Source organism: uncultured Cellulomonas sp. (assembly GCF_963527515.1).
In the GTDB taxonomy this organism is placed as follows: domain Bacteria; phylum Actinomycetota; class Actinomycetes; order Actinomycetales; family Cellulomonadaceae; genus Cellulomonas.
On record NZ_CAURTV010000058.1, the window covers coordinates 1 to 22052 of the forward strand.

Consider the following 22052-nt stretch of genomic DNA (forward strand, 5'->3'; position numbering starts at 1 on the left):
GGGCTGGAACGCACCCGCGGGCGGCGCCTGGTATGCGGGCGCGGACGGCGCCTGGTACGGCGGCGGACCCGGCGCGGCGGTCGGCGCGACGGTGCTCTGCGACGGGATGGGCGAGAACATCGCGGTCACCGCCGGGCCTGTGGGCGGCACCGGAGCGCCCGCCTGCGGTCCGACGGGTCGGTAGGGCGGCAACGGCCGCGAGGGCTCCCCTGTGGGTGCCTGGTAGTTCTCGCTCACGTCATTCCCTCCACGTGGTCACCTGGTTCCCCCTGCACGGACGTGCGGGTACCGGGCCTTCGGTCTGGACCGTTCATCGGCGGAGCGCATGCCCGACTTGAGGCATGCGCACCCGCCACTGCCTACGTGACGACGACGCGCAGGATCTCCTCGATGGAGGTCTGCCCGAGCGCGACCTTGTGCCAGCCGTCGTCGCGCAGCGGGATCATGCCCTGCTTGACGGCGGTCGCCGCGATGTCCGCCGACGACGAGTGAGCCACGGCGTGGCGCTCGATCTCCTCGGTGACGCGCATGACCTCGTGCAGCGCGAGCCGCCCCCGGTAGCCGGTCTTGGAGCAGGTCACGCAACCGACCCGGCGCATGAGCTCGGGCAGGGGCTCGCCGTCCATCCACGGGAACCGCGCGGCCAGCAGCTCCTGGGGCGTCGGGGTGTACGCCTCCTTGCACTTGCTGCAGAGCCGACGGGCGAGCCGCTGGGCCACCACCGCGTCCAGGGCGGAGCCGACGAGGAACGGCTCGATGCCCATCTCCGTGAGGCGGGTGATGGCCGACGGCGCGTCGTTGGTGTGCAGCGTGGAGAGCACGAGGTGACCGGTCAGGGCGGCCTCGATGGCGATCTGCGCGGTCTCGTGGTCGCGGATCTCACCGAGCAGGACGACGTCGGGGTCGGACCGCAGGATCGACCGCAGGGCCCCGGCGAAGGTCAGGCCGGCCTTGGGGTTCACCTGTACCTGGTTGATGCCGGCCAGCCGGTACTCGACCGGGTCCTCGACCGTGATGACGTTGATCTCCGGCTTGGAGACGGCGTTCAGCGTCGCGTACAGCGTCGTCGACTTGCCGGACCCCGTCGGCCCCGTGACCAGGATCATCCCGTACGGCTTGGTGTACGACTCCTTGTAGACCTCGTAGTTGGTCTCGAGGAACGACAGGTCGCGCAGGTCGAGGCTCGCGGTGGAGTTGTCCAGGATCCGCATGACGATCTTCTCGCCCCACACCGTCGGCAGCGTCGCGACGCGGAGGTCGATCTTGCGGCCGTTGTGCACCACCGACATGCGGCCGTCCTGCGGCTTGCGGCGCTCGGCGATGTCGATGTCGCTCATGATCTTCACGCGGCTGATCACACCGCCGGTGATCTGCTTCGGGGCGCGCTGCGTCTCGTGCAGCACGCCGTCGATCCGGTAGCGGACCCGCAGGTCGTGCTCGGACGGCTCGATGTGGATGTCCGACGCGCGGTCGGTGATCGCCTGCGTCACCAGCAGGTTGACGAACCGCACGATCGGCGCGTCCTCGTTGCCGATCTCCGCCATCTTGGAGAGGTCGGCCTCGGTCTCCGCCTCGGCGTCCTCGAACGCCTGCGAGAGGTCCTCCATCTCGTCGTCGGCGCGGCAGAACCGGTCGATGGCGCGCAGGAGGTTGTCGTGCGTCGCGATGACCGGGATCACGGGCATGCGCGAGACGTTGCGGACGTCGTCGACCGCCATGACGTTGCCGGGGTCGGAGGTGGCGAGCACGATCGAGCCGCCCTCGATGGCCACCGGCAGCACCGAGTACCGGCGGCACAGCGCGCCCGGCACCAGGGCGACGGCCACACGGTCAACGGGGTAGTCGTCGAGGTCGACGAAGTCCATGCCCACCTGGTTGGCGAGCGCCTTCACCAGCTGGCTCTCGGTGAGCACCCCCAGCTCGACCAGCGTGCGGCCGAGTGTCGAGCCTCGGGCCAGGGTCTCGTCGAGCGCCGCGAGCAGCTGCGCCTCCGTGACGAGGCCGTCATCGAGCAGGATCTCCCCGAGCTGCTTCACGCGCGTCCCTCCGGTCGAGCCGGCGGCCGGGTGCTGGCCGCGCGGATGTCTCCAGGAGGCATCGGCAGGAACGCCGACGCGCCTGAGCGAGTCAGGTGGTGAGTTTGTCCTCAAGCGCCGCCGCCATCGCGGCCAGCGGGGCGGGGTGTCCCGTCATCAGCCGCACCTGCTCGGCGGCCTGGTGCAGCAGCATCTGCTCCCCTCCGACCACCGCTCCCCCGGCGGCGGCCCAGGCGACCGACAGCGCGGTGGGGCGCGGGTCGTAGGCGACGTCGAGCAGGGTGCCGGTGGCTTGCGTGAGCTCCGCGGCCAGGTCGTCCGCGGCGTGCGGCGGGAGGGTGGAGACGACGACGTCGGCCCGGCCGATCTCCGCCGCCGCGGCGTCGAGCGTCCGATACACCGGCGTGACCCCCATCCTGTGCGCGGCGCGCATGAGCGCCCCCGCCCGTGCGACGGCGCGCACGTAGACGACCGGCGAGGTGCAGCCCAGCTGCGCGAGCGCGGCAAGCGTCGAGGAGGCGGTCGCCCCGGCGCCGAGCACCGCGGCGCTCGAGACCGGGCCGCCGAGGTCCAGGGCGGCGACGATCCCGTGCACGTCGGTGTTCGCCCCCACGAGCGTGCGCCCCTGGACCAGCACCGTGTTGACGGCGCCGACCACCTCCGCGAGCGGCTCGACGTGGTCGAGCAGCGGGAGCACCGTCTGCTTCAGGGGCATCGTCAGGCTCAGTCCGGCCCAGGCCTCGTCGAGACCGCGGACGAACCCGGGGAGCTGCTCCTCGGTGACGTCGACCGCGTCGTACTGCCAGCCGTCGAGACCGAGCGCGGCGTAGGCGGCGCGGTGCAGCGTCGGTGACAGCGAGTGCGCCACCGGGTGCCCGAGCACCGCCGCCCGCCGCGGGGCGGAGGAGGTCACTACCCGTTCGCCGCCTGCCACTCGCGCAGCTTCTGCACGTTAGCGGTGTGGTCCGCGAGGGTCGACGCGAACAGGGTCTCGCCCGACTCCAGGTTGACCGTCACCCAGAAGAGCCAGTCGCCCTCCGCCGGCGCCATCACCGCGTCGATCGAGGCGGCGCCAGGTGACGCGATCGGGGTGGGCGGCAGACCGAGGAACTTGTAGGTGTTGTACGGGTTGCTCGCGTCCTGGGTGTCGGCCGTCGTCAGGCCCGTGCCGGGCTTGCCGAGGCCGTACGCGACGGACGAGTCGATGTCGAGCGGCATCTCCTTGTCCAGCCGGTTCTCGATCGCGCGGGCGACCTTGGGCCGGTCCTCCGCGAGTCGCGCCTCGCGCTCGACCAGGGACGCCTTGTTCAGCACCGTGCTCCACTGGTCCTGCGGGATGCCCTTCTGCGTGAGCACCGAGACGGTCTGCGCGGTCATCTGGCTCAGGATGCTCCCGGGGGTGGCACCGGGCTCGATGTCGTACGTGGCGGGGAAGAGCCAGCCCTCGGCGTTGCCGCCGGCCTCGGCGGGCAGCCCGATGGCGGCGGGGTCGGCGATCGCCGCCTTGACCTCCTCCACCGGGAAGGCCATCTTCTCGCTGAGCTTCGTCGCGATCTGGTCCTTGGTGAGCCCCTCAGGGATGTTCAGTGTGAACGAGACGCGGCTCGACGGGTCGAGCAGCGCCGCGACGGCGTCCACCGCGCTGATCTCGAGCAGCAGCTTGTACGTCCCCGGCTGGATCGAGGATGCCTGGGGGTTGGCCGCGAACGCCTCGTTGAACGCCTTGGCCGTGGCGACGACGCCGGCGTCCGCCAGCGTCGTGGCCATGTCCGAGCCGGTGTCGCCGGGCTTGATGACGACGTCCACGCTGCCGTGGCCGACGCCGCTGTAGTCCTCGACACCGCCGTCGGCGCCGGAGCCGCCCTGGAACATGCCGCCCATGAGCTCGACGACCACATAGGCCGCACCGGCGACCATGAGCAGCGCCACGACGAGCACCCAGATCGAGCGCCGACGCCGGCGCTTGCGCTCGCGCATCTCCTTGGCACGGCCTCGGGCGCGCTGCGGACGGTGCTCCGCGGACGCGACACGGGTGTCACCACCGAAAAGGTCGCTCACCTCGTCACTCCGTTCCACAGGGGCCCAACGGTCGGTCTGGCTGTCGGTCACTCGCGCGTCACTCCACAGTCGTCCGTGCGTCGCCCGCAGCCCCCCCGCGCGCCACTGGAGCATGCTGTGCTGGGTCGACGGCGACCCTTTCACCGGGACGTCGCCCCGTCGCACGCTCCGCGTCCAGCGCGGACTGCAAGATCACCACCGCGGCCGCCTGGTCGACGACCTGCCGGTGGCTGCGCCCGGATCGGCCGGACGCATGCAGCGCCTGATGGGCGGACACCGTGCTCATCCGCTCGTCGACCAACCGCACCGGAATAGGTGCGACGGCCTGCGCCAGTTGGACAGCGTACGCGCGCGCGGCGCCCGATGCGGCACCTTCCGCGCCCGACAGATGCATGGGAAGCCCGACGTACACAACTCCCACACGTCGCTCCTGCACCTCGTGCACCACCTGGGCGAGGTCGGCGGGCAGGCGCCCCTTCTTGGCCGTGGCGCGCGCGAGCGTCGCCACCGGGGTGGCGATCAGCCCGTCCGGGTCGCTGCCCGCGAGCCCCACCCGCACGGACCCGACGTCGACGGCGAGCCGTGCGCCCCGGACGACGGCCTCCTCGGCACCCGGTGCGGACGGCACGTCAGCCACTCACCGCCGTGGTGACCGCGGCGAGCGCCTCCGGCAGCCGGGCGGCGTCCGTCCCGCCACCCTGGGCCAGGTCGTCCTTGCCGCCGCCACCGCCGCCGAGGATGCCGGACGCGGTCCGGACGAGTGCTCCCGCACGCACCCCACGCTCGCGCGCTTCGGCGTTGGTGGCCACGACGACGACCGGCCGCCCCTTGGTCACGCCGCCGATCGCGACGACCGCGGGTGCCGACTCACCGAGACGGGACCGGATGTCGAGCACGAGGGCGCGCAGCTCGTCGCCCGCCACCTCGCCCGCGTCGTGCGTGACCACGCGGGTCTCCCCCACGGTGCTCGCGCCCGCCGCCAGCGCCCCCGCCTGGGCGAGCAAGGTCGCCTGGCGGAGCGCGGCGAGCTCCTTCTCGGAGTCCTTGAGCTTGTTGAGCAGAGCGGACACCCGCTCGGAGAGCTCGTCGGGACGCGCTCCGAGCAGGCCGGAGAGCTGCCCGACGAGCGCGCGCTCCTTCGCCTGGTACCCGTACGCCCCCGCGCCGACCAGCGCGTCGACACGACGCACGCCGGAGCCGATCGCCGACTCGGACAGCAGGGTGACCAGGCCGAGCTCGCCCGACCGCTTGACGTGCGTGCCCGCGCACAGCTCGAGCGACCAGCCGTCGCCGATGTCGACGACGCGGACCTCGTCGCCGTACTTCTCACCGAAGAGCGCCATCGCACCGCGCCCACGTGCCTCGTCGATCCGCATGACCGAGTCGGTGACCTCGAGGTCGTCCTGCAGCCGCTCGTTGACGCGCGCCTCGATCTCCGCGACGACCTCGGACGGCGTCGCCGAGGGCGAACGGAAGTCGAACCGCAGGCGGCTCGGCGCGTTGAGCGAGCCGGCCTGCGTGGCACCCTCTCCCACGGACTCGTGCAGCGCCTTGTGCACCAGGTGCGTCGCGGTGTGGGCGCGGGCGATCGCGCGGCGGCGGTCGAGGTCGATGCTCGCCGTGCCGTGCTCGCCGAAGGTGACCGTGCCGTCGACGAGCCGGCCGTGGTGCACCGACAAGCCCTTGACCGGCGCCTGCACGTCGTCGACCTCGATGCGTGCCCCGCCGTCGAGCACGATGACGCCGGTGTCCGCCTGCTGGCCGCCCGCCTCGGCGTAGAAGGGGGTCACGTCGAGGACGACCTCGACGTCCGCGGGCGCGGTCGCCGCCGGCGCCGGGACGCCGTCGACCAGCAGCCCGACGACGCGCGAGCGCGCGGTCGCGTCCGTGTAGCCGATGAACTGGACCGGCTTGGCGGTCTCCGTGCTGAGCGTGCTGTGCAGCTCCTGGTAGGCAGCCGTGTCCGCACGGCCCGCGCGCTTGGCCAGCGCGTCCGCCCGTGCGCGGTCCCGCTGCTCCTTCATCAGGGTGCGGAACGCGGTCTCGTCGACAGAGACGCCCTGCTCGGCCGCCATCTCGAGCGTGAGGTCGATGGGGAAGCCGTAGGTGTCGTGCAGCTGGAACGCCTGCGAACCCGTCAGCACCGGTGCGGGAGTCGACTTCGCCGCCTGCACGGCGGTGTCCAGGATCGTCGTCCCCGCCGCGAGGGTGCGCCGGAACGTGTCCTCCTCCGCGTACGCGACCTGGCTGATCTTGGCGAAGTTCGCGGCGAGCTCCGGGTACGACGGGCTCATCGCGTCCTTGCTCAGCGGGAGCAGGGTCGGCAGCGCGAGGTCGTCGACGCCGAGCAGCCGCATCGACCGGATCGAGCGGCGCAGCAGCCGGCGCAGGACGTAGCCACGGCCCTCGTTGGACGGGGTGACCCCGTCGCCCATGAGCATGAGCGCGCTGCGGACGTGGTCGGCGACGACGCGCATCCGGACGTCGTCGTCGTGCACCGCCCCGTACCGCTTGCCGGACAGCTCCTGCGCGCCCTGGATGACCGGGAACACCTCGTCGATCTCGTACAGGTTGTCGACTCCCTGCAGCAGGTAGGCGACCCGCTCCAGGCCCATGCCGGTGTCGATGTTCTTCTGCTTGAGGTCGCCGAGGATCGGGAAGTTCTCCTTGCCGCCCCCGTCACCGCGCTCGTACTGCATGAAGACGAGGTTCCAGATCTCGAGGTAGCGGTCCTCGTCCACCACCGGGCCACCCTCGGCGCCGTACTCGGGCCCGCGGTCCACGTAGATCTCCGAGCAGGGACCCGAGGGGCCGCGCGCGCCGGTGGACCAGAAGTTGTCCTTCCACCCGCGGCGCTGGATCCGCTCCTCGGGCAGGCCCGCGATCTGCTTCCACAGGTCGGCCGCCTCGTCGTCGTCGTGGAAGACGGTCACCCAGATGGTGTCGGGGTCGAAGCCGAAGCCGCCCGCCTCCCGCGACCCGGTGACGAGCTCCCAGGCGTAGGTGATCGCGCCTTCCTTGAAGTAGTCCCCGAACGAGAAGTTGCCGTTCATCTGGAAGAACGTGCCGTGTCGGGTGGTCTTGCCGACCTCCTCGATGTCGAGGGTGCGCACGCACTTCTGCACGCTGGTGGCGCGGGGCCACGGCGGCGTCTGCTCCCCCAGCATGTACGGGATGAAGGGCACCATCCCGGCGATGACGAACAGGGTCGACGGGTCGGGCGAGATCAGCGAGGCCGAGGGGACGACGGCGTGGCCCTTGCCCTCGAAGTAGTCGAGCCAGCGCTGGCGGATCTCGGCGGTACGCATCGGTGTCCTCGTCGTTCTGTGGTCGGGTCGTGCCTAGAAGAAGGTGTAGCCGTCGTCGTCGTCGGGGTCGTCGGTGGGACCGGCCCAGTCGCGCTCACCGCGGCGGGAGGACCACGAACGGCGCAGGTTCTCGACGCGCTCGGGCCGCTGTGCGCGGAGAGCCTCGACGTCGACGTCGCCCACGAGGTCCTGCCGGAGCTGCTGCTCGCGCTCGGCCATCCCTGCCAGGAACTCGCTCTTGAGCGTGGCCACCGCGTGCGAGACCCGCTGGACACCGTCGATGGCGTCGGTCGTCCCCGCCGGCAGGTAGGTCTCGACGACCGTGCGCCCCTTGCGCAGGACGACGACCGTGACGACGACCCCGACGGCCAGCCAGGTGAGGCGACGGGCCATCATCGGCTCCGGCGCGCGCTCGCCGCGAGCCCGGAGAGCGCCCGGCGCACCCCGTACGAGAAGGCGGCGACCTTGATCATCGGGGAGCCGACCGTGGCGGCGAACAGGGACGTCAGCGCGGAGACGTTCTCCGACACCTGGGCGGCCGCCGTCGTCACCGTGTCGATGTTCGCGAGCTGGCCGTTGGACGACGCCACGAGCGTGGCCGTCTCGTCCAGCACGGGCACCGTGTGGTCGGTGATCTCCTTGACCGAGGTGCGCGCCTCGTCCAGCACGCGTCCCAGCTTGACCAGCGGGACCGCCAAGAAGCCCACGAGCAGCACGAACGCGATCGCGGCGATCAGTCCCGCGACGTCACCCACCGACATGTCAGCCTCCTGGTCCTGGGGTCGTCGACCCCGCCGAAACCCTACCTGTCCCGAACGCACGGACGCCCCGCTGCGCAGGTGCGCGGCGGGGCGTCCGTGAGGAGATCGGATCAGCGGGCGTAGTACTCGACGACCAGCTGGACCTCGCACGTCACGGGGATCTCCGCGCGCTTGGGGGCGCGGACCAGGACGGAGCTGAGCTTCTCCAGCTGCACGTCGAGGTAGCCCGGGACCGTCGGGAGGACGTCGCGGTGCGCACCGGCGGCGGCGACCTGGAACGGCACGGTGGCCTGGCTCTTCGGCTTGACCTGGAGGGTCTGCCCCGGCTTCACGCGGAAGGAGGGACGGTCCACGATCTTGCCGTCGACGAGCATGTGGCGGTGCACGACGACCTGGCGGGCCTGCAGGATGGTGCGGGCGAAGCCGGAGCGCAGGACGAGGGCGTCGAGACGCGTCTCGAGGTTCTCGACGAGCGCCTCACCGGTCAGGCCCGGGGCCTTGCGGGCGTCCTCGTACGCACGAGCCATCTGCTTCTCGCGCAGGGCGTACTGGGCGCGCAGGCGCTGCTTCTCACGGAGGCGGACCGCGTAGTCCGACTCGGTGCGGCGGCGCGCACGGCCGTGCTCGCCGGGGGGGTACGGCCGCTTCTCGAAGTGCTTGACGGCCTTGGGCGTCAGCGCGAGGCCGAGGGCGCGGGAAAGGCGCACCTGGCGACGCGAGCGGGTCACGCTGCTCACAGAGTTACTTCCTGTCGTTGGAGACGTCACACCCGAAGTCGGAGAGCTCCGCCGGGCGTGGGGCCGACCGTGTGTGCGTCGTGTCTTGTTCCGACGCTGGCTAAGGCCCCAGGTGGCCGTCCGGACCGGGGGGATGCAAGCACACTCCCGCGGACGACCGTGACACTCTACCCTGCGCCGGCGGTGAAACCCGAATCAGCCCTGCTCGTCGAGGATCGCGCGGATGCGCTCCAGCCTCTCGGTCACCTGACGCTCGTACCCGCGGTCGCTGGGCTCGTAGTAGCGCGTGCCCACCAGCTCGTCGGGCAGGTACTGCTGGGCGGCCACGGCGTGCGGCTGGTCGTGCGCGTACAGGTAGGTCGTCCCGTGACCCAGCTGCTTGGCGCCCGGGTAGTGCGCGTCGCGCAGGTGGCTCGGCACGGAGCCGATGCGCCCCGCGCGCACGTCCGCCAGCGCGCGGTCGATGCCGGTGTAGGCGGCGTTCGACTTCGGGGCCGTGGCCAGGTGCACGACCGCCTCCGCCAGGATGATCCGCGCCTCGGGCATGCCGATCAGCGCCACGGCCTGCGCGGCCGCGACCGCCGTCTGCAGCGCGCTGGGGTCCGCCATCCCGACGTCCTCGGCCGCGGCGATCACGATCCGGCGCGCGATGAACCGGGGGTCCTCCCCCGCCGCGATCATCCGGGCCAGGTAGTGCAGGGAGGCGTCCACGTCGGAGCCGCGCATCGACTTGATGAACGCGCTGATCACGTCGTAGTGCTGATCCCCGTCGCGGTCGTAGCGCACCGCGGCGACGTCGATGGCCCGCTCCATCGTCGCGAGGTCGACGAGGACCGGCGGGACGGCGTCGTCCTCGGACAGGGCGGACCCGGCGGCGGCCTCCAGGATGGTGAGCGCCTTGCGCGCGTCGCCGCCCGCCAGCCGGAGCAGGTGGTCCTCGGCGTCGTCGGAGAGCGTGATGGACCCGTCCAGGCCGCGCTCGTCCTCGACCGCGCGACGGACCAGCCGGCGGACGTCCTCGGTGTCCAACGGCTGCAGGGTGAGCAGGAGGGAGCGGGACAGCAGCGGGGAGTTCACCGAGAACGACGGGTTCTCCGTGGTGGCCGCCACCAGGGTCACCCAGCGGTTCTCCACGCTGGGCAGCAGGGCGTCCTGCTGGGCCTTGGTGAACCGGTGCACCTCGTCGATGAACAGCACGGTCTCGGTGCCGTCCGTGGCGAGCCGGCGGCGGGCGTCCTCGATCACGGCGCGCACGTCCTTGACCCCCGCGGTGACCGCGGAGAGCTCGACGAACCGGCGCCCGGACGTGGCGGCGATGAGGTAGGCGAGGGTCGTCTTGCCGGTGCCGGGCGGGCCCCAGAGGACGACCGACGTGGGAGCGGCGCGACGGGCCGCCTCGTTGGCCGGTTCCACCAGACGTCGCAGCGGGGAGCCACCGACGAGCAGGTGCTCCTGGCCGGCGACCTCACCCAGGTCCCGCGGTCGCATGCGGACGGCGAGCGGTGCGCCGGCCCCGACGGCGGGCAGGCCGGTGGCCGTCGACGTCACCGCATCGAACAGGTCCATGCGGGCAGGGTACGCACGCGGACCGACGTCCGAGGCACCCGGTCGGGCCCGTCCGGCGACACCGTGTGCGCGACAGCCGTTCCACCTGCGACGATGGCCCGCGTGTTCGCCCGCGTAGGCCGTACCGTCGCCCACCACCCGCGCCTCACCGTCGTCGCGTGGCTGGTGCTCGCCGTGCTCGGGTACGGCCTGGCCGTCCTCGGGGTGCACGGGGAGAACCTCTTCGACCGGCTGAGCACGAGCGCCCCGTCGGTCCCCGGGTCGGAGAGCGCCGAGGGCGGTCGGATCCTCGGCGAGGCCGACGACAGCGGCCCCTCGCTCACGCTGGTGCTCGAGGGTGTCGACCCGCTGGACCCGGACGTGGCCGCGGCACTCGCCCCGGCGCGGGCCGAGCTTGCCGCGATCGACGGCGTCGTGTCGGTCATCGACCCCCTGGCCCTCCCGGAGGGTGCCGCCAACGCGGCTGCCGCACCCCTGGTGGCCAAGGGCGGGGCCGGGTTCCTGGTCGTCGTCGAGCTGGCACCCGACCTGCCCGACGAGCAGACGGTCTTCGACGAGGTGAGGGACCGGCTCGACGCCGTCCCGACGGACCTGGCAGCCGTGGCGCCCGACGTGACCGGACGCATCGGCGGCACCAACCTGATCGTCCGTGCGATCACCGACCAGGTGAAGACCGACCTGCGCACGGGCGAGACCATCGCCCTGCCGATCGCGCTGGTCATCATGGTGCTGGTCTTCGGCGGCTTCCTCGCCGCCTCCATGCCGATGGTCGGGGCGATCGCGTCCATCGCCGGGGGTCTCGCGGCGCTGCTCGGCTTCTCCTACCTGATCGACATGGACTCGTCCGTCGTCAACGTCGTCACCGTGCTCGGGCTCGGCCTCTCGATCGACTGGGGCCTGCTGATGGTGTCCCGGTTCCGGGAGGAGCTGCACCATCTCGTCGACGACGACGGGGGCGCCCGGAGCCGCCGCCGCCGTGGTGACGGCGCCGTGCTGACCGCGATCGAGCGCACCATGTCGACCGCCGGGCGCACGGTGACGTTCTCGGCGCTCATCATCGCGATCTCCATCGCGGGGCTGCTCGTCTTCCAACCGCCGATCCTCCGGGCCTTCGGTGCGGCCGGGGTCGCCGTGGTCGTCGTCGCCATGGCCACCGCCCTGACCCTGGTCCCGGCACTGCTCGTCCTCGCCGGGCGGCGACTCATCCGGCCGAGCGTCCTCTCGCGGATCCCCGGGCTGCGCGGGATCCTCGCGCGCACGGCCGACGTGCAGACCGAGGAGGGGCTCTTCTCGCGCCTCGCGGGCCGCGTGCAACGACGTCCGTGGATGGTCCTCGTCGCGTGCCTCGCGGTGCTCGGGATCCTCGCCCTGCCGCTCGCCCACCTCGAGCTGCGGAACTCCACGACGGAGCTGCTGCCGCAGGGCAGCGCCCAGCGCGAGTTCGTCGACGCGCTCGCCCGCGACTACCCGGACTCGACCACGCCGGCCGTCACCGTCGTCACCCAGACGTCGCTCGCGGAGGCGACCGAGTGGGCCGCCACGCTCGAGGAGCTCGACGGCGTCGCCACCGTCGACCCACCTTCCCCGGTCGACTCGTACGTCGTGATCGGAGTGCGTCCCGACACCGACGACCCCGGCGACGCGGTGTCCCGGGGCGTCGTGCACGAGGTGCGCGAGCTCGACGCACCGTTCCCCACCTGGGTGACCGGCAGGGCCGCCTCGCAGATCGACTTCACCGCCGCGGTCGTCGACCGGGCACCCTGGGCGATCGGGATCGTCGCGGTCACGACGCTGGTCCTGCTCTTCCTCATGACCGGGTCCATCGTCGTCCCGGTCAAGGCGCTGCTCACGAACACGATCTCGCTGGCGGCGTCGCTGGGCGTGCTCGTCTGGGTGTTCCAGGACGGGCACCTGTCGGGGCTCCTCGACTTCACGCCGACCGGCGGGATCGAGACCTACGTGGTCGTCCTCGTCGTGGCGTTCGCGTTCGGGCTCGCCATGGACTACGAGGTCTTCCTGCTGTCCCGGATCAAGGAGCTGGTCGACCAGGGCGTCCCCAACGACGACGCCGTCCGCCTGGGTCTGCAGCGGTCGGGCCGCATCATCACCTCGGCCGCCCTGATCGTCATCGTCGTGTTCGCCGGCTTCGTCGCCGGCCAGCTGCTGGTGATCAAGGAGGTCGGGTTCTCCCTGGCCGTCGCGGTGCTCATCGACGCGACCCTCGTGCGCATGCTGCTGGTCCCGGCGACCATGACCCTCCTGGGGCGCGCGAACTGGTGGGCGCCCGGGTTCCTGCGTCGCGCCTACGAGCGCACGTCGCTCAGCCACTGAGGAACGCCGTGCGCCACGGTGTCGAAGTCGACCGCGTGCCCTACCTCGCTGCGCGCCGACGTGCCCGCGGGGCCACCGTCGCGTTCCTCCTGCCGGCCGCGGTCCTGGCTCGCTCGATCACCGTGCTGGGCGGTCTGGACGGGGCAGCACCGGTCGCGGTCCTGCCGTTCCTCGCGTTGTGCGGCCTGTGCGTCGTGGGCTGGTTCGTTCTCGGCCGCCTGTGGAGGCGGGTCGGCGACCTGCGGCCCGTCACCCTCTCGATCGAGGCCGGCGACGGCGCGCTGCAGGGCACGCCGGAGCGCGACGGGGCGTCGGGCAGCCATCTGTCCTTGAGCGGTGAGGTCGCCCCGCCGACGCGGTGGTGAGGCGTCGCTCGGCGCACGGGTGAACACGGTGCGGCGTCCAGACCACCGTTGCTACGGTGCAGGCCCTTCTGGCCGTCGCAGGGAGCAGGCATGACCTGGCACGACGTGCTCGGTGTCCGGTGGACCTGGCGCCCGCACCGCGCTGTTCGACTCGTCGTGGCCACCGCGATCACCGTCGTGGTGGTGGGCTCGCTCCTGTTCACGCTCGTCTACCTCTGCCTGTGGATCGGCATCGGCTGGACGGGGATCCTCCTCGGCGCCGCGTTGCTGTTCCTCTGGATCTCCGAGAAGTGGTGGATCGTCGTCGAACCCGACAACCTGCTGCTGTGGCTGAAGTTCCTGCCGGGCATCTGGTCGTGGGTGCACGACGACGACGAGGCACCGCTCCGGGGCGAGGTGCTCGCGCCCCCCGCCCCGGTGCGGACCAACCCCTCGATCTCGCAGGAGAAGTGGCCCACGCGCCCGTGGTGACCCCTCCGCACGGCCGCTGACCAGAAGGTCAGGCCTCGGTGACGACCTTCGGCTTGGCGTCGACGCCGGCCTCGCGGCGCTGCTCGGGCGTGATGGGTGCCGGGGCAGCCGTGAGCGGGTCGAACCCGCCGCCCGACTTCGGGAACGCGATGACGTCGCGGATCGAGTCCGAGCCGGTCAGGAGGGCCAGGATGCGGTCCCAGCCGAACGCGATCCCACCGTGCGGCGGCGCGCCGAACTGGAACGCGGTGAGCAGGAAGCCGAACTTCTCCTGCGCCTCGTCGGGGCCGATGCCCATGACCTCGAACACGCGCTCCTGCACGTCACGGCGGTGGATACGGATGGAGCCGCCGCCGATCTCGTTGCCGTTGCACACGATGTCGTACGCGTACGCCAGAGCCGCGCCGGGGTCCTGCTCGAACGTGTCGATCCACTCCGGCGTCGGGGACGTGAACGCGTGGTGCACGGCGGTCCAGGCGCCACCGCCGACGGCCACGTCGTCGTCCTCGCCGGTCGGCTTGAACAGCGGGGCGTCGACCACCCAGACGAACTTCCACTCGTTCTCGTCGATCAGGCCACCGCGACGACCGATCTCGAGGCGTGCGGCGCCGAGCAGGGCGCGGGCGTCGTTCACCGGGCCGGCCGCGAAGAAGACCGCGTCGCCGGGGTTGGCGCCGACGGCCGCCACCAGACCGGCGCGCTCCGCGTCCGAGAGGTTCTTCGCCACCGGACCGCCGAGCTCGCCGTCCTCGCCGACGGTGACGTACGCGAGACCCTTGGCGCCGCGCTGCTTGGCCCACTCCTGCCAGGCGTCGAACCCGCGCCTGGGCGTCGAGCCTCCGCCCGGCTGCACGACCGCACCGACGTAGGGCGCCTGGAACACGCGGAAGGGCGTCTCGGCGAAGTACTCGGTCAGCTCGACCAGCTCGAGGCCGAACCGCAGGTCGGGCTTGTCGTTGCCGTAACGCGCCATGGAGTCCGCGAACGTGATCCGCGGGATCGGCGTGGGGATGGTGACGCCGATGAGCTCCCAGAGCGCCACCAGGATCTGCTCGCCGAGCGCGATCACGTCGTCCTGCTCCACGAAGCTCAGCTCGACGTCGAGCTGGGTGAACTCCGGCTGGCGGTCCGCGCGGAAGTCCTCGTCCCGGTAGCACCGGGCGATCTGGTAGTACCGCTCGAGCCCGCCGACCATGAGCAGCTGCTTGAACAGCTGCGGCGACTGCGGCAGGGCGTACCAGGAGCCGGGCGCCAGGCGCGCAGGCACGAGGAAGTCGCGGGCGCCCTCGGGGGTGGAGCGGGTGAGCGTCGGGGTCTCGACCTCGACGAAGTCCTGCGCGTCGAGCACGCGCCGAGCGGCCTGGTTCGCCTTGGCCCGCAGGCGCATGGCCCGCGCGGGCGCCGGGCGGCGCAGGTCGAGGTAGCGGTACTTGAGGCGCGCCTCCTCGCCGATCGTCTCGTCGAGGGACGACGACACCTGGAACGGCAGCGGCTCCGACTCGTTGAGCACGACGACCTGCGCGGCGACGAGCTCCACCTCGCCGGTGGCCAGGTTCGCGTTCTCGTTGCCGGCGGGGCGACGGCCGACCTCACCGGTCACCTGCAGCACGTACTCCGCGCGCAGCCCGTGCGCGACGGCCTCGTCCCGGATGACGACCTGGGCGATCCCCGAGGCGTCCCGCAGGTCCACGAACGCCACCCCACCGTGATCGCGGCGCCGGTCCACCCAGCCCGTGAGGGTGACGGTGGTGCCGATGTGCTCGGCTCGCAGCGAGCCGGCCGTGTGGGTGCGGAGCACGGAAGGTCCTTCGGGGTTCGAGGGTGGGAGCGCCCGGCGGACGCCCGCACGATCTTAGTGCCCGTGCTGCGGGGGGCCCGCCGACAATTCGATCGTCGTCCGGACGCGTGTGACCGCGGGCGCCGCCGGGACGGAGGAGAAGCCGAAGCGGACCGGCGGCTCCACCGGCGTGAGCTGCCCCAGGTCCTGCGAGCCCCACAGCACCCGGACCGCCGTGATCGCGTGCTGGTCGGTGGCGGTGTACCACTCGCGCCGCCCCTGACCCGCCGTGCCGCGGGTCCGGACGCCGTCGAGGAGCAGCCGCGCGACGGGGTCCACCGCCGTGGCGACGAGGGGCGCCACGGCAGGGTGCCGTGGGACGACCGCGAGCAGCCGGCCGGTCGGCGTGCGGGCTCCCAGGCCGATGTCGGCGGTCAGCGGGCCCGCGCGCACGCTCCACCGGCGCCGGCCCTCGTCGGCCCGCAGGCTGACGGGGACCACGTGCACGGCGTCGAAGGCGTAGGTGGTCTGGACGAGCTCGGCGACGTCCGTCCGCGGGGCCAGCAGCAGACGGGTGCCGTCCGCTCGTTCGACCATCACGTCGCTGAACGCCCCGAGCGGCGAGGCGAGCCAGCGCCCGACGACGACACGCGTGCCCTCGGTCGTGCCGAACCCGGCGATGTGCCCGTCGAACGCGAGGCGCCGCGGCCCCGGCACAGCCGGCGCGGACCTCACGGCGCGCGCGTCACCAGCGCCTGGACCTCGGCCACGCGGACCGAGACCTCTGCCCACGGCGACTCCAGGGCGTCCGGCGTGCCGGGCAGGACCAACGGCGCGCCGTTGATCTCGAACCGCACGTCGTACAGCAGCCGGGCGCGGGCGGTGTAGGACGGCACGCCGTCCCCGCCGGCGGGCTGGCGCGCCGACGACCGGACGTAGGTGTGCGAGCACGCCGCCGACGCGGAGACCGACCACGGGCACGTCCGCGTGCCCGAGCCGTCGCCCGGGTCCAGCTCGATGCCGCTGGGCGTGCCGATGGCCACGACGCCGAGGGCGGCGGTGCCGCTGATGTCCGCGGGGCCGGCGGGGTCCACCCAGTACCAGGTGGGGATGCCGACCACGGCCTGCTGCGGGGGGTTCACGCCGATGCTGAACGCCGGTGTGGCGAGCGCCCCGAAGGCCTGCTGCGCGAGCTCGCCCAGCGTCGGTCCCGTGGTCTCCCGCCACGAGTAACCGGAGAGCGGGTGCCCGTCGTCCTCGTCGCAGCGCTGGTACACCCAGATCGCCTCGGGCGACGGCTTGCCTGCCTCCTCCGCCGCGGTCGGCGGGACAGCCGCCGGGATGTTGCTCCAGCACCCGACCGACCCGATGCAGTAGTCCTGCAGACCCGTGAGCGTGCAGCTCGGACCGCCCGAACCGCCCGTGCCGCCGCCCGGGTCGGTCGGCTCGCCGTCGCACACCGTCTTGTAGAGGAGGTTGCCGTCCTTGTCGACCCCGACGATCTGCGACGAGCACGCCGCCTGTGCCGGAGCGGCGAACGCGACGGCACCGACGAGAAGCAGGGCCACGAGGGTCACTGCCCTCCAGAGCGTCAGCACGTGAACTCTGCCGGGGGCACGAAGGCGTCGACCACCACCCACGAGGCGTCCCGGCGCTCGAACGCCAGGCCGTTGGGCTGGACCAGCGAGACGCCGGGTGCCACGGTCTGGCCCGGCACGGTCCACGTGGAGTTGTCCGTGCACACCCACACGGTCGCCGTGTCACCCGTCACCGTGAGCTGCTGCCCCGAGAACGTGGGCTGTCCCTCGCGCACGATGCCGTTCGCCTGGAAGTCGCGACCGACGGCGAGGGCGCCCTCCACGAGGCCACCCTCGGCGACGCCGGTGAACAGGGCGGGATCGGGGTTGCCGCGCTGGACCTCGACGACGGCGGCCCAGTAACGGTCGAACGCGGCCTGGACAGCTGCCTCGTCGTCGACGGTGGGCGTGGGCGTCGGGGTCGGGGACGACGAGGCCGGCGTGGACCCGGTCGGGCTCGCCGACGGCTCCGGGGACGGCGAGGTGCACGCCGTGAGGCCCCCCGCGGCGAGCAGGACGACCGCGAGGCTCACCAGCGGAGTCAGAGGCCGTTGCATGTCTGGCACCCTAACCGGGCGGCGCCCGGTGCGCAGACCCGTGCCGAGCGGCGCGCGCGTTCGTCCGAATGCGGGAAGCCGACGCACAAACGGGCGATGCGTGCCAAAGTGGTCCGGTCACCTTTCTGACACAGAACAGACTGAGGAGTCCAATCATGGCCTTGACCGCCGAGCTCTCCACCCTCGAGGCGCTGTACCAGACGCTGAAGAGCAACGTCACCAACGCGTACGAGATCCGCTCGTCGACCGACCGTGACCTCACGAACGCCGTGTGGGACACGCCCAACGCTGAGTCGTTCCGCGCCGCGTGGGAGCTGTTCCGCCCTCAGCTGCAGAAGTTCGAGGAGACCCTCGCGGCGGCCGCGAGCGACGTCGCGACGAACCACAACAACAACGCGGCCGTGAACGGCGTCACCGACGCGCCGAACCTCGCGCCCGTCTCCGCGCTCTGACCCTCACCCGCTGAACGGACGGCCCGGCCCGCACCAGCGGCGCCGGGCCGTCCTGCGTCCGGAACCGGCTCAGCTCTCCGGCGGGGTGGGCACCTGGACCCACTCCCACGCCCCCGCACGGACGCGGATCCCCCGGCCCACCGGGACGGCGGCACCGACCGAGCGGGGCAGCCGGCTGCCCAGGATGTCCCCGTCGGCCGCAGAACGCGGCGAGAGGATCAGCCCGGTGCGCGACTTGCGCAGGGTCGCCGTCACACCGCGGTACATCCCCGAGACCTCGTCGATCCCGCATGCCACGGCCAGGGCGTCCCCGCTGTCGCGGATCTGCTTGAGGTAGTCGTCGGCCACGACGGACAGGGCGTGCTCCCCGCCGAGCACCTCGAAGTCGTCGATGACGAGCAGGCGCCGGCCCCGGCTGTCGAGTGCGGCCTTGAGCTCGTCGGCCGTGCTGTCCGCGGTGAGCACGGCGCGGATTCCGGGCCGCCCGGCGAGGTCGCGCAGCGGGCTACGGCGGGGCGCCACCACGGTCACGTGCCACCGGGCGTCCAGCGCGTCGGTCAGCGTCGCGAGCAACGCGGTGCTCCGGCCCGAGCGCTGCGGCCCGACGACGAGGTAGCCGGGCCCGTCCGTCTCCACGTCGTGCTCGCGCACGCTGAGGGAGTCGCCACCGACCCCGACCAGCAGGCGTCCCGGGGACGCCTCCTCGTCGCGCAGCGCCAGGGCGTCGGCCCAGGACAGCGCGGGGGGCAGCTCGTCCACCCGCGCGGGGCGCAGCGCGGCCGGGATCACGCCTGCCGCATCGCGCGCACCGGCCGCGACGCGCTGCAGGGCCGCGACCTGAGCGGTCCCGGACGGGTCCTCGTCGAGCAGTGCCAGCTGGAGCTCGACGGGGTGCTCGCCGTTGCGGAAGGCGCGGCCGGCGGGCATCCGGGTCGGGACGTCCCGCTGTCGGATCCCGACGTAGGAGAAGTCGTCCGGCGACGGCATGCGCAGCATGATGCGGTCCTCGAGCGCCATCCCCATGCGCCCCACGAGCATCGACCGGTCGCCGGTCAGCGCGGCCCGCAGCCCCACGGCCACGCCCTCGCGCAGCAGGGAGACGACCTGCTCGATCATCACCCCGCCGTCGGTCTGCTCGTACGCGGCGACGTACCCCTCCCAGCGGTCGAGCATGATCACCAGGTACGGCAGCCGGTCGTCCGGAGCCGCGTGGGTGCGCTGCTCGACGATGTCGGCGAAGCCGCCCGCCGCGAGCATCTGCTGGCGCCGGGAGACCTCGCGCCCGAGCAGTGCCAGGAGGCGGCGGAGGCGGTCCGGCTGGTCCCGGGTGACCACGGCGCCGGTGTGGGGCAGCGACATCAGCGGGAGCAGCGCACCGTTCCCGCAGTCGATGCCGTACAGGTGCACGTCGAGCGGGGACGTCGCCAGGCCGAGGTCCGCCGCGAGCAGCCGCAGGGCGCTCGAGCGGCCCGCCCGCGTCTGGCCGATGACGGCTAGGTGTCCCCCGCGCACCGGGTCCCAGGTCGCGTCCTCCTGCCGCTGCAGCGAGGGGAGGTCCGCGGTGCCGAGCGGCAGGGCGGGGATCCGGCCGCGCACGACGGAGGGCGTCGCCAGGTCCCGCAGGAGGACGACGTCGGGCAGCGCCGCGAGCCACGGGCTCGGCTGGTGCGGGATCCCGAGCTGGTCCGTCGCGGCCGAGACGGCACGGACCAGCGTCGCGAGGTCGGTCGGGGTCTCGATGCCCTCCTCCTCGGCGACGGCCAGCCGCGGCGCCGGGACGCCCAGCGTGCTCCACGAGAGGTCCCGCACGCTCACCGACGCGGGTCCCTCGCCGGGCGGGCGCCCGCCGACGCGGGAGGACTGGAAGGGGATCAGCTGGGCGTGCCCGAGCCGGGCGTAGGCCCGGCCGGGGAGGCTGGGCTCGATGTGCGCCGCGACGTCCGACTCGATGACGTCCTGGCTGTCACCCGGGTCGGTCACCCGCAGCGCGATCCGCAGGTTGGTGTTGGACTTGATCTCCGCGGAGACCACACCGGCCGGGCGCTGCGTCGCGAGCACCAGGTGCACGCCGAGCGACCGCCCGCGGCGCGCGATGTCCACGAGGCCCGTGACGAAGTCCGGCAGCTCGGTCACCAGCGCGGCGAACTCGTCGATGACGATGAGCAGGCGCGGCATCGGCTGGTCGTCCGGGCCGCGTGCCGCGAGGTAGTCGTCGATGTCCTTGGCGCCGGCGTCGGCCAGCTGGTGCTCCCGGCGACGCAGCTCGGCGCCCAGCGACTCCAGGGCACGGGACGTCAGGTGCCCGTCGAGGTCGGTGACCATGCCGACCGTGTGCGGCAGGTGCGCGCAGTCCTTGAACGCCGCGCCGCCCTTGTAGTCGATGAGCACGAAGGTCATCTCGTCGGGGCGGTTGCCCACGGCCAGGGACGCGATGAGCGTCTGGAGGAGCTCCGACTTCCCGGAGCCGGTCGTCCCCGCGACGAGGCCGTGGGGGCCGTCGGTCCGCAGGTCGATGCGGAACGGACCGTCCGCGACCTCGCCGATCACGGCAGTGGTGGTCCGTCCGCCGCCGGCCCAGCCGCTGGCGACGGACTCTGCGGTCGGCGGGTCGATCCGCAGCACCGACAGCAGGCGGCTGGTGCGCGGGACGGTGGAGACCGCGCCGGCGGAGCTGACGTCGTGCACCGGCGCGAGGGCTCGGGCGACGCGCTCGCACCAGGCGTCCGGCACCAGGTCGGCGCGGACGCCCTCGACCATCTGCCGACCGGTGGTCTCCACACGGACGGCGCCGTACGCGCTGCTGATCACCGTCCGGCACTCCTCCGGCAGGAGGGTGACGTCGGTGTCCAGGCAGAGGAACGAGAAGCCGTACGACGACCCCGTGCGCAGGAGGCCGACCATCCCCGGGAGCAGCCGCAGCGCACGGGCACCGTCGAGCACGACGAGCACCGACTCGAAGCGGGTGGCTCCCCGGCTGGCGTCGGCGGCCTCCCGACGCGCCTCGAGCAGCGCGACGAGGTCCGCCACCCGCCGGGCGGTGGTCGCCTCGTCGGTGCCGACGGCCGCGATGGGCCCGGCGCTCAGGCCGGCGCGCACGTGCGGCAGCCAGCGCACCCAGGCCCACCGGTCCGCCTCCGGCGACGCGGTCAGCAGCACCACGCGGACGTCCGCCGGGCTGTGCCAGGTGGTGACCTGACCGAGCAGCCCCTGCGCGATCCGCTGGGCCAGACCGTCGCGCGCGGCGATGCCGGTCACCCCCGAGTCGAGCAGCGACACCGTCACGGGCACGTCCGGAGCGGTCCAGACGAGCGTGCCCTGGTGCTTCTCCCGCGCCGGGTCGGTCAGGACGACCTCGCTGGGCTGGTCCGCCGTCCCGATCCGCACCGTCAGCCAGTCCGGGTCGAGCGCCCGCCGCTCCCACAGCCGGGACCGCGGTCCCGTGGCCTGCAGGAGCACCTCGGCGGGGTCGGGTGCGTCGAGACGCCGTGCCGCCCGCTCGGCGAGCAGGGCCTCGAACGCGGCCGCCTCGACGCGCCCGCGACGCTCCTCGTACTCGCGGACCTGGTCCGTGTACCGCGTCCCCTGCGACTTCCGGCCCTGCCACCAGTTGGCGATCATGAGCAGCGGGGAGAGCGCGACGAAGAGCAGGGTGAAGACGCGCTGGGTGATGAGGAACATCGCCAGGCCCATGACCATCGGCGCGATGACCACGAGGATGGGCAGGGCCTGGCGCGCCGGGCGCACCGGCTCCTTGGGGAGCGCGAACTCCGTGAGCCGGGGCGGGGGCTGCAGCCGGGGAGGCCGGTTGTAGTCCATGGTCGCGCCACCCGGGCTGGGCGACAGGGACGCGTCCGGGGCGGTCGGGACGGCGACCTCGAGCAGGCTGGAGCCGACCGTCAGCGGCGTTCCCGGCTCCCACGGCTCGCGATCCGTGAGCGGCAGCCGGTCCAGCTCGACCGCAGCACGGGCCGCGTCCGGGTCGACGTCCGCGTGGTCGGGCACGGCGGTCGCCGGCAGCGCACGACCGCGCCGGCGGCGGACCGGGGCGCTCGCGAC

General features: G+C 72.8%; 19 protein-coding genes. 5 read left to right on the forward strand and 14 right to left on the reverse strand.

What is annotated here, in order from left to right:
* A partial coding sequence (locus RYN42_RS13220) for a hypothetical protein (protein ID WP_315096823.1) occupies positions 1–184 on the forward strand: 184 nt, incomplete at its 5' end.
* Between the two features lie 175 nt (positions 185–359).
* Here the strand turns inward: RYN42_RS13220 and RYN42_RS13225 are convergent.
* The 9 genes from RYN42_RS13225 to RYN42_RS13265 form a co-directional block, all read right to left on the reverse strand.
* Positions 360–2036, reverse strand: coding sequence for an ATPase, T2SS/T4P/T4SS family (locus RYN42_RS13225; RefSeq protein ID WP_315096826.1), 1677 nt, complete (start codon positions 2034–2036; stop codon positions 360–362).
* A 91-nt stretch (positions 2037–2127) separates the two neighbouring features.
* Positions 2128–2949 carry a shikimate dehydrogenase gene (locus RYN42_RS13230; protein WP_315096827.1) on the reverse strand — a complete coding sequence of 274 codons (822 nt, stop codon included), beginning with the start codon at positions 2947–2949 and terminating at the stop codon, positions 2128–2130.
* Positions 2949–4094: an endolytic transglycosylase MltG gene (gene mltG, locus RYN42_RS13235; protein WP_315096828.1), complete on the reverse strand. Its 1146-nt coding sequence runs from the start codon at positions 4092–4094 to the stop codon at positions 2949–2951. The genes RYN42_RS13230 and mltG overlap by 1 nt, the downstream gene beginning before the upstream one ends.
* A 58-nt stretch (positions 4095–4152) precedes the next feature.
* A complete protein-coding gene (ruvX, locus tag RYN42_RS13240) occupies positions 4153–4731 on the reverse strand; it encodes a Holliday junction resolvase RuvX (protein ID WP_315096829.1) in 579 nt (192 codons plus the stop codon).
* On the reverse strand, positions 4724–7402 hold the full coding sequence (gene alaS, locus RYN42_RS13245) for an alanine--tRNA ligase (protein ID WP_315096831.1): 2679 nt from the start codon (positions 7400–7402) through the stop codon (positions 4724–4726). Before alaS ends, ruvX begins: the two co-directional genes overlap by 8 nt.
* Before the next feature lie 33 nt (positions 7403–7435).
* On the reverse strand, positions 7436–7795 hold the full coding sequence (locus RYN42_RS13250) for a hypothetical protein (RefSeq protein ID WP_315096832.1): 360 nt from the start codon (positions 7793–7795) through the stop codon (positions 7436–7438).
* Complete coding sequence (locus RYN42_RS13255) at positions 7795–8163, reverse strand: DUF948 domain-containing protein (protein ID WP_315096834.1); 369 nt, start codon at positions 8161–8163, stop codon at positions 7795–7797. The genes RYN42_RS13250 and RYN42_RS13255 overlap by 1 nt, the downstream gene beginning before the upstream one ends.
* 110 nt (positions 8164–8273) lie before the next feature.
* On the reverse strand, positions 8274–8900 hold the full coding sequence (rpsD, locus tag RYN42_RS13260) for a 30S ribosomal protein S4 (RefSeq protein WP_056095024.1): 627 nt from the start codon (positions 8898–8900) through the stop codon (positions 8274–8276).
* Between the two features lie 195 nt (positions 8901–9095).
* Positions 9096–10466 carry a replication-associated recombination protein A gene (locus RYN42_RS13265; RefSeq protein WP_315096838.1) on the reverse strand — a complete coding sequence of 457 codons (1371 nt, stop codon included), beginning with the start codon at positions 10464–10466 and terminating at the stop codon, positions 9096–9098.
* A 93-nt stretch (positions 10467–10559) separates the two neighbouring features.
* On the opposite strand from RYN42_RS13265, the gene RYN42_RS13270 reads away from it, so the two are divergent.
* The 3 genes from RYN42_RS13270 to RYN42_RS13280 all read left to right on the forward strand — a co-directional run bounded on the left by RYN42_RS13270 (position 10560) and on the right by RYN42_RS13280 (position 13633).
* Positions 10560–12797, forward strand: coding sequence for an MMPL family transporter (locus tag RYN42_RS13270; protein WP_315096840.1), 2238 nt, complete (start codon positions 10560–10562; stop codon positions 12795–12797).
* 35 nt (positions 12798–12832) lie between these two features.
* A complete protein-coding gene (locus RYN42_RS13275; RefSeq protein WP_315096842.1) occupies positions 12833–13162 on the forward strand; it encodes a hypothetical protein in 330 nt (109 codons plus the stop codon).
* A gap of 90 nt (positions 13163–13252) precedes the next feature.
* Positions 13253–13633 (forward strand): hypothetical protein, encoded by a 381-nt coding sequence (locus tag RYN42_RS13280; RefSeq protein WP_315096844.1) that lies wholly within the window; start codon positions 13253–13255, stop codon positions 13631–13633.
* 28 nt (positions 13634–13661) lie between these two features.
* Here RYN42_RS13280 and aspS read toward each other — a convergent pair whose 3' ends face one another.
* Genes aspS through RYN42_RS13300 form a run of 4 tightly spaced genes read right to left on the reverse strand, consistent with a single transcriptional unit; the run spans position 13662 to position 17544 of the window.
* On the reverse strand, positions 13662–15431 hold the full coding sequence (gene aspS, locus RYN42_RS13285; protein ID WP_315096846.1) for an aspartate--tRNA ligase: 1770 nt from the start codon (positions 15429–15431) through the stop codon (positions 13662–13664).
* Positions 15432–15485: 54 nt separating this feature from the next.
* Positions 15486–16145 carry a hypothetical protein gene (locus tag RYN42_RS13290; protein WP_315096848.1) on the reverse strand — a complete coding sequence of 220 codons (660 nt, stop codon included), beginning with the start codon at positions 16143–16145 and terminating at the stop codon, positions 15486–15488.
* Entirely contained in the window at positions 16142–17008 is an 867-nt protein-coding gene (locus RYN42_RS13295; protein WP_315096850.1) for a hypothetical protein, read from the reverse strand. The genes RYN42_RS13290 and RYN42_RS13295 overlap by 4 nt, the downstream gene beginning before the upstream one ends.
* Positions 17002–17544, reverse strand: a complete 543-nt coding sequence (locus RYN42_RS13300) for a hypothetical protein (RefSeq protein ID WP_315096852.1) — start codon at positions 17542–17544, stop codon at positions 17002–17004. Before RYN42_RS13300 ends, RYN42_RS13295 begins: the two co-directional genes overlap by 7 nt.
* A 155-nt stretch (positions 17545–17699) precedes the next feature.
* Here RYN42_RS13300 and RYN42_RS13305 point away from each other — a divergent pair, with 155 nt between their 5' ends.
* Positions 17700–17996 (forward strand): hypothetical protein, encoded by a 297-nt coding sequence (locus RYN42_RS13305; RefSeq protein ID WP_315096854.1) that lies wholly within the window; start codon positions 17700–17702, stop codon positions 17994–17996.
* Between the two features lie 69 nt (positions 17997–18065).
* On the opposite strand, the gene RYN42_RS13310 is transcribed toward RYN42_RS13305, so the two are convergent.
* Positions 18066–22052: FtsK/SpoIIIE domain-containing protein (locus RYN42_RS13310; RefSeq protein WP_315096856.1), on the reverse strand; the 3987-nt coding region annotated here is incomplete at its 5' end.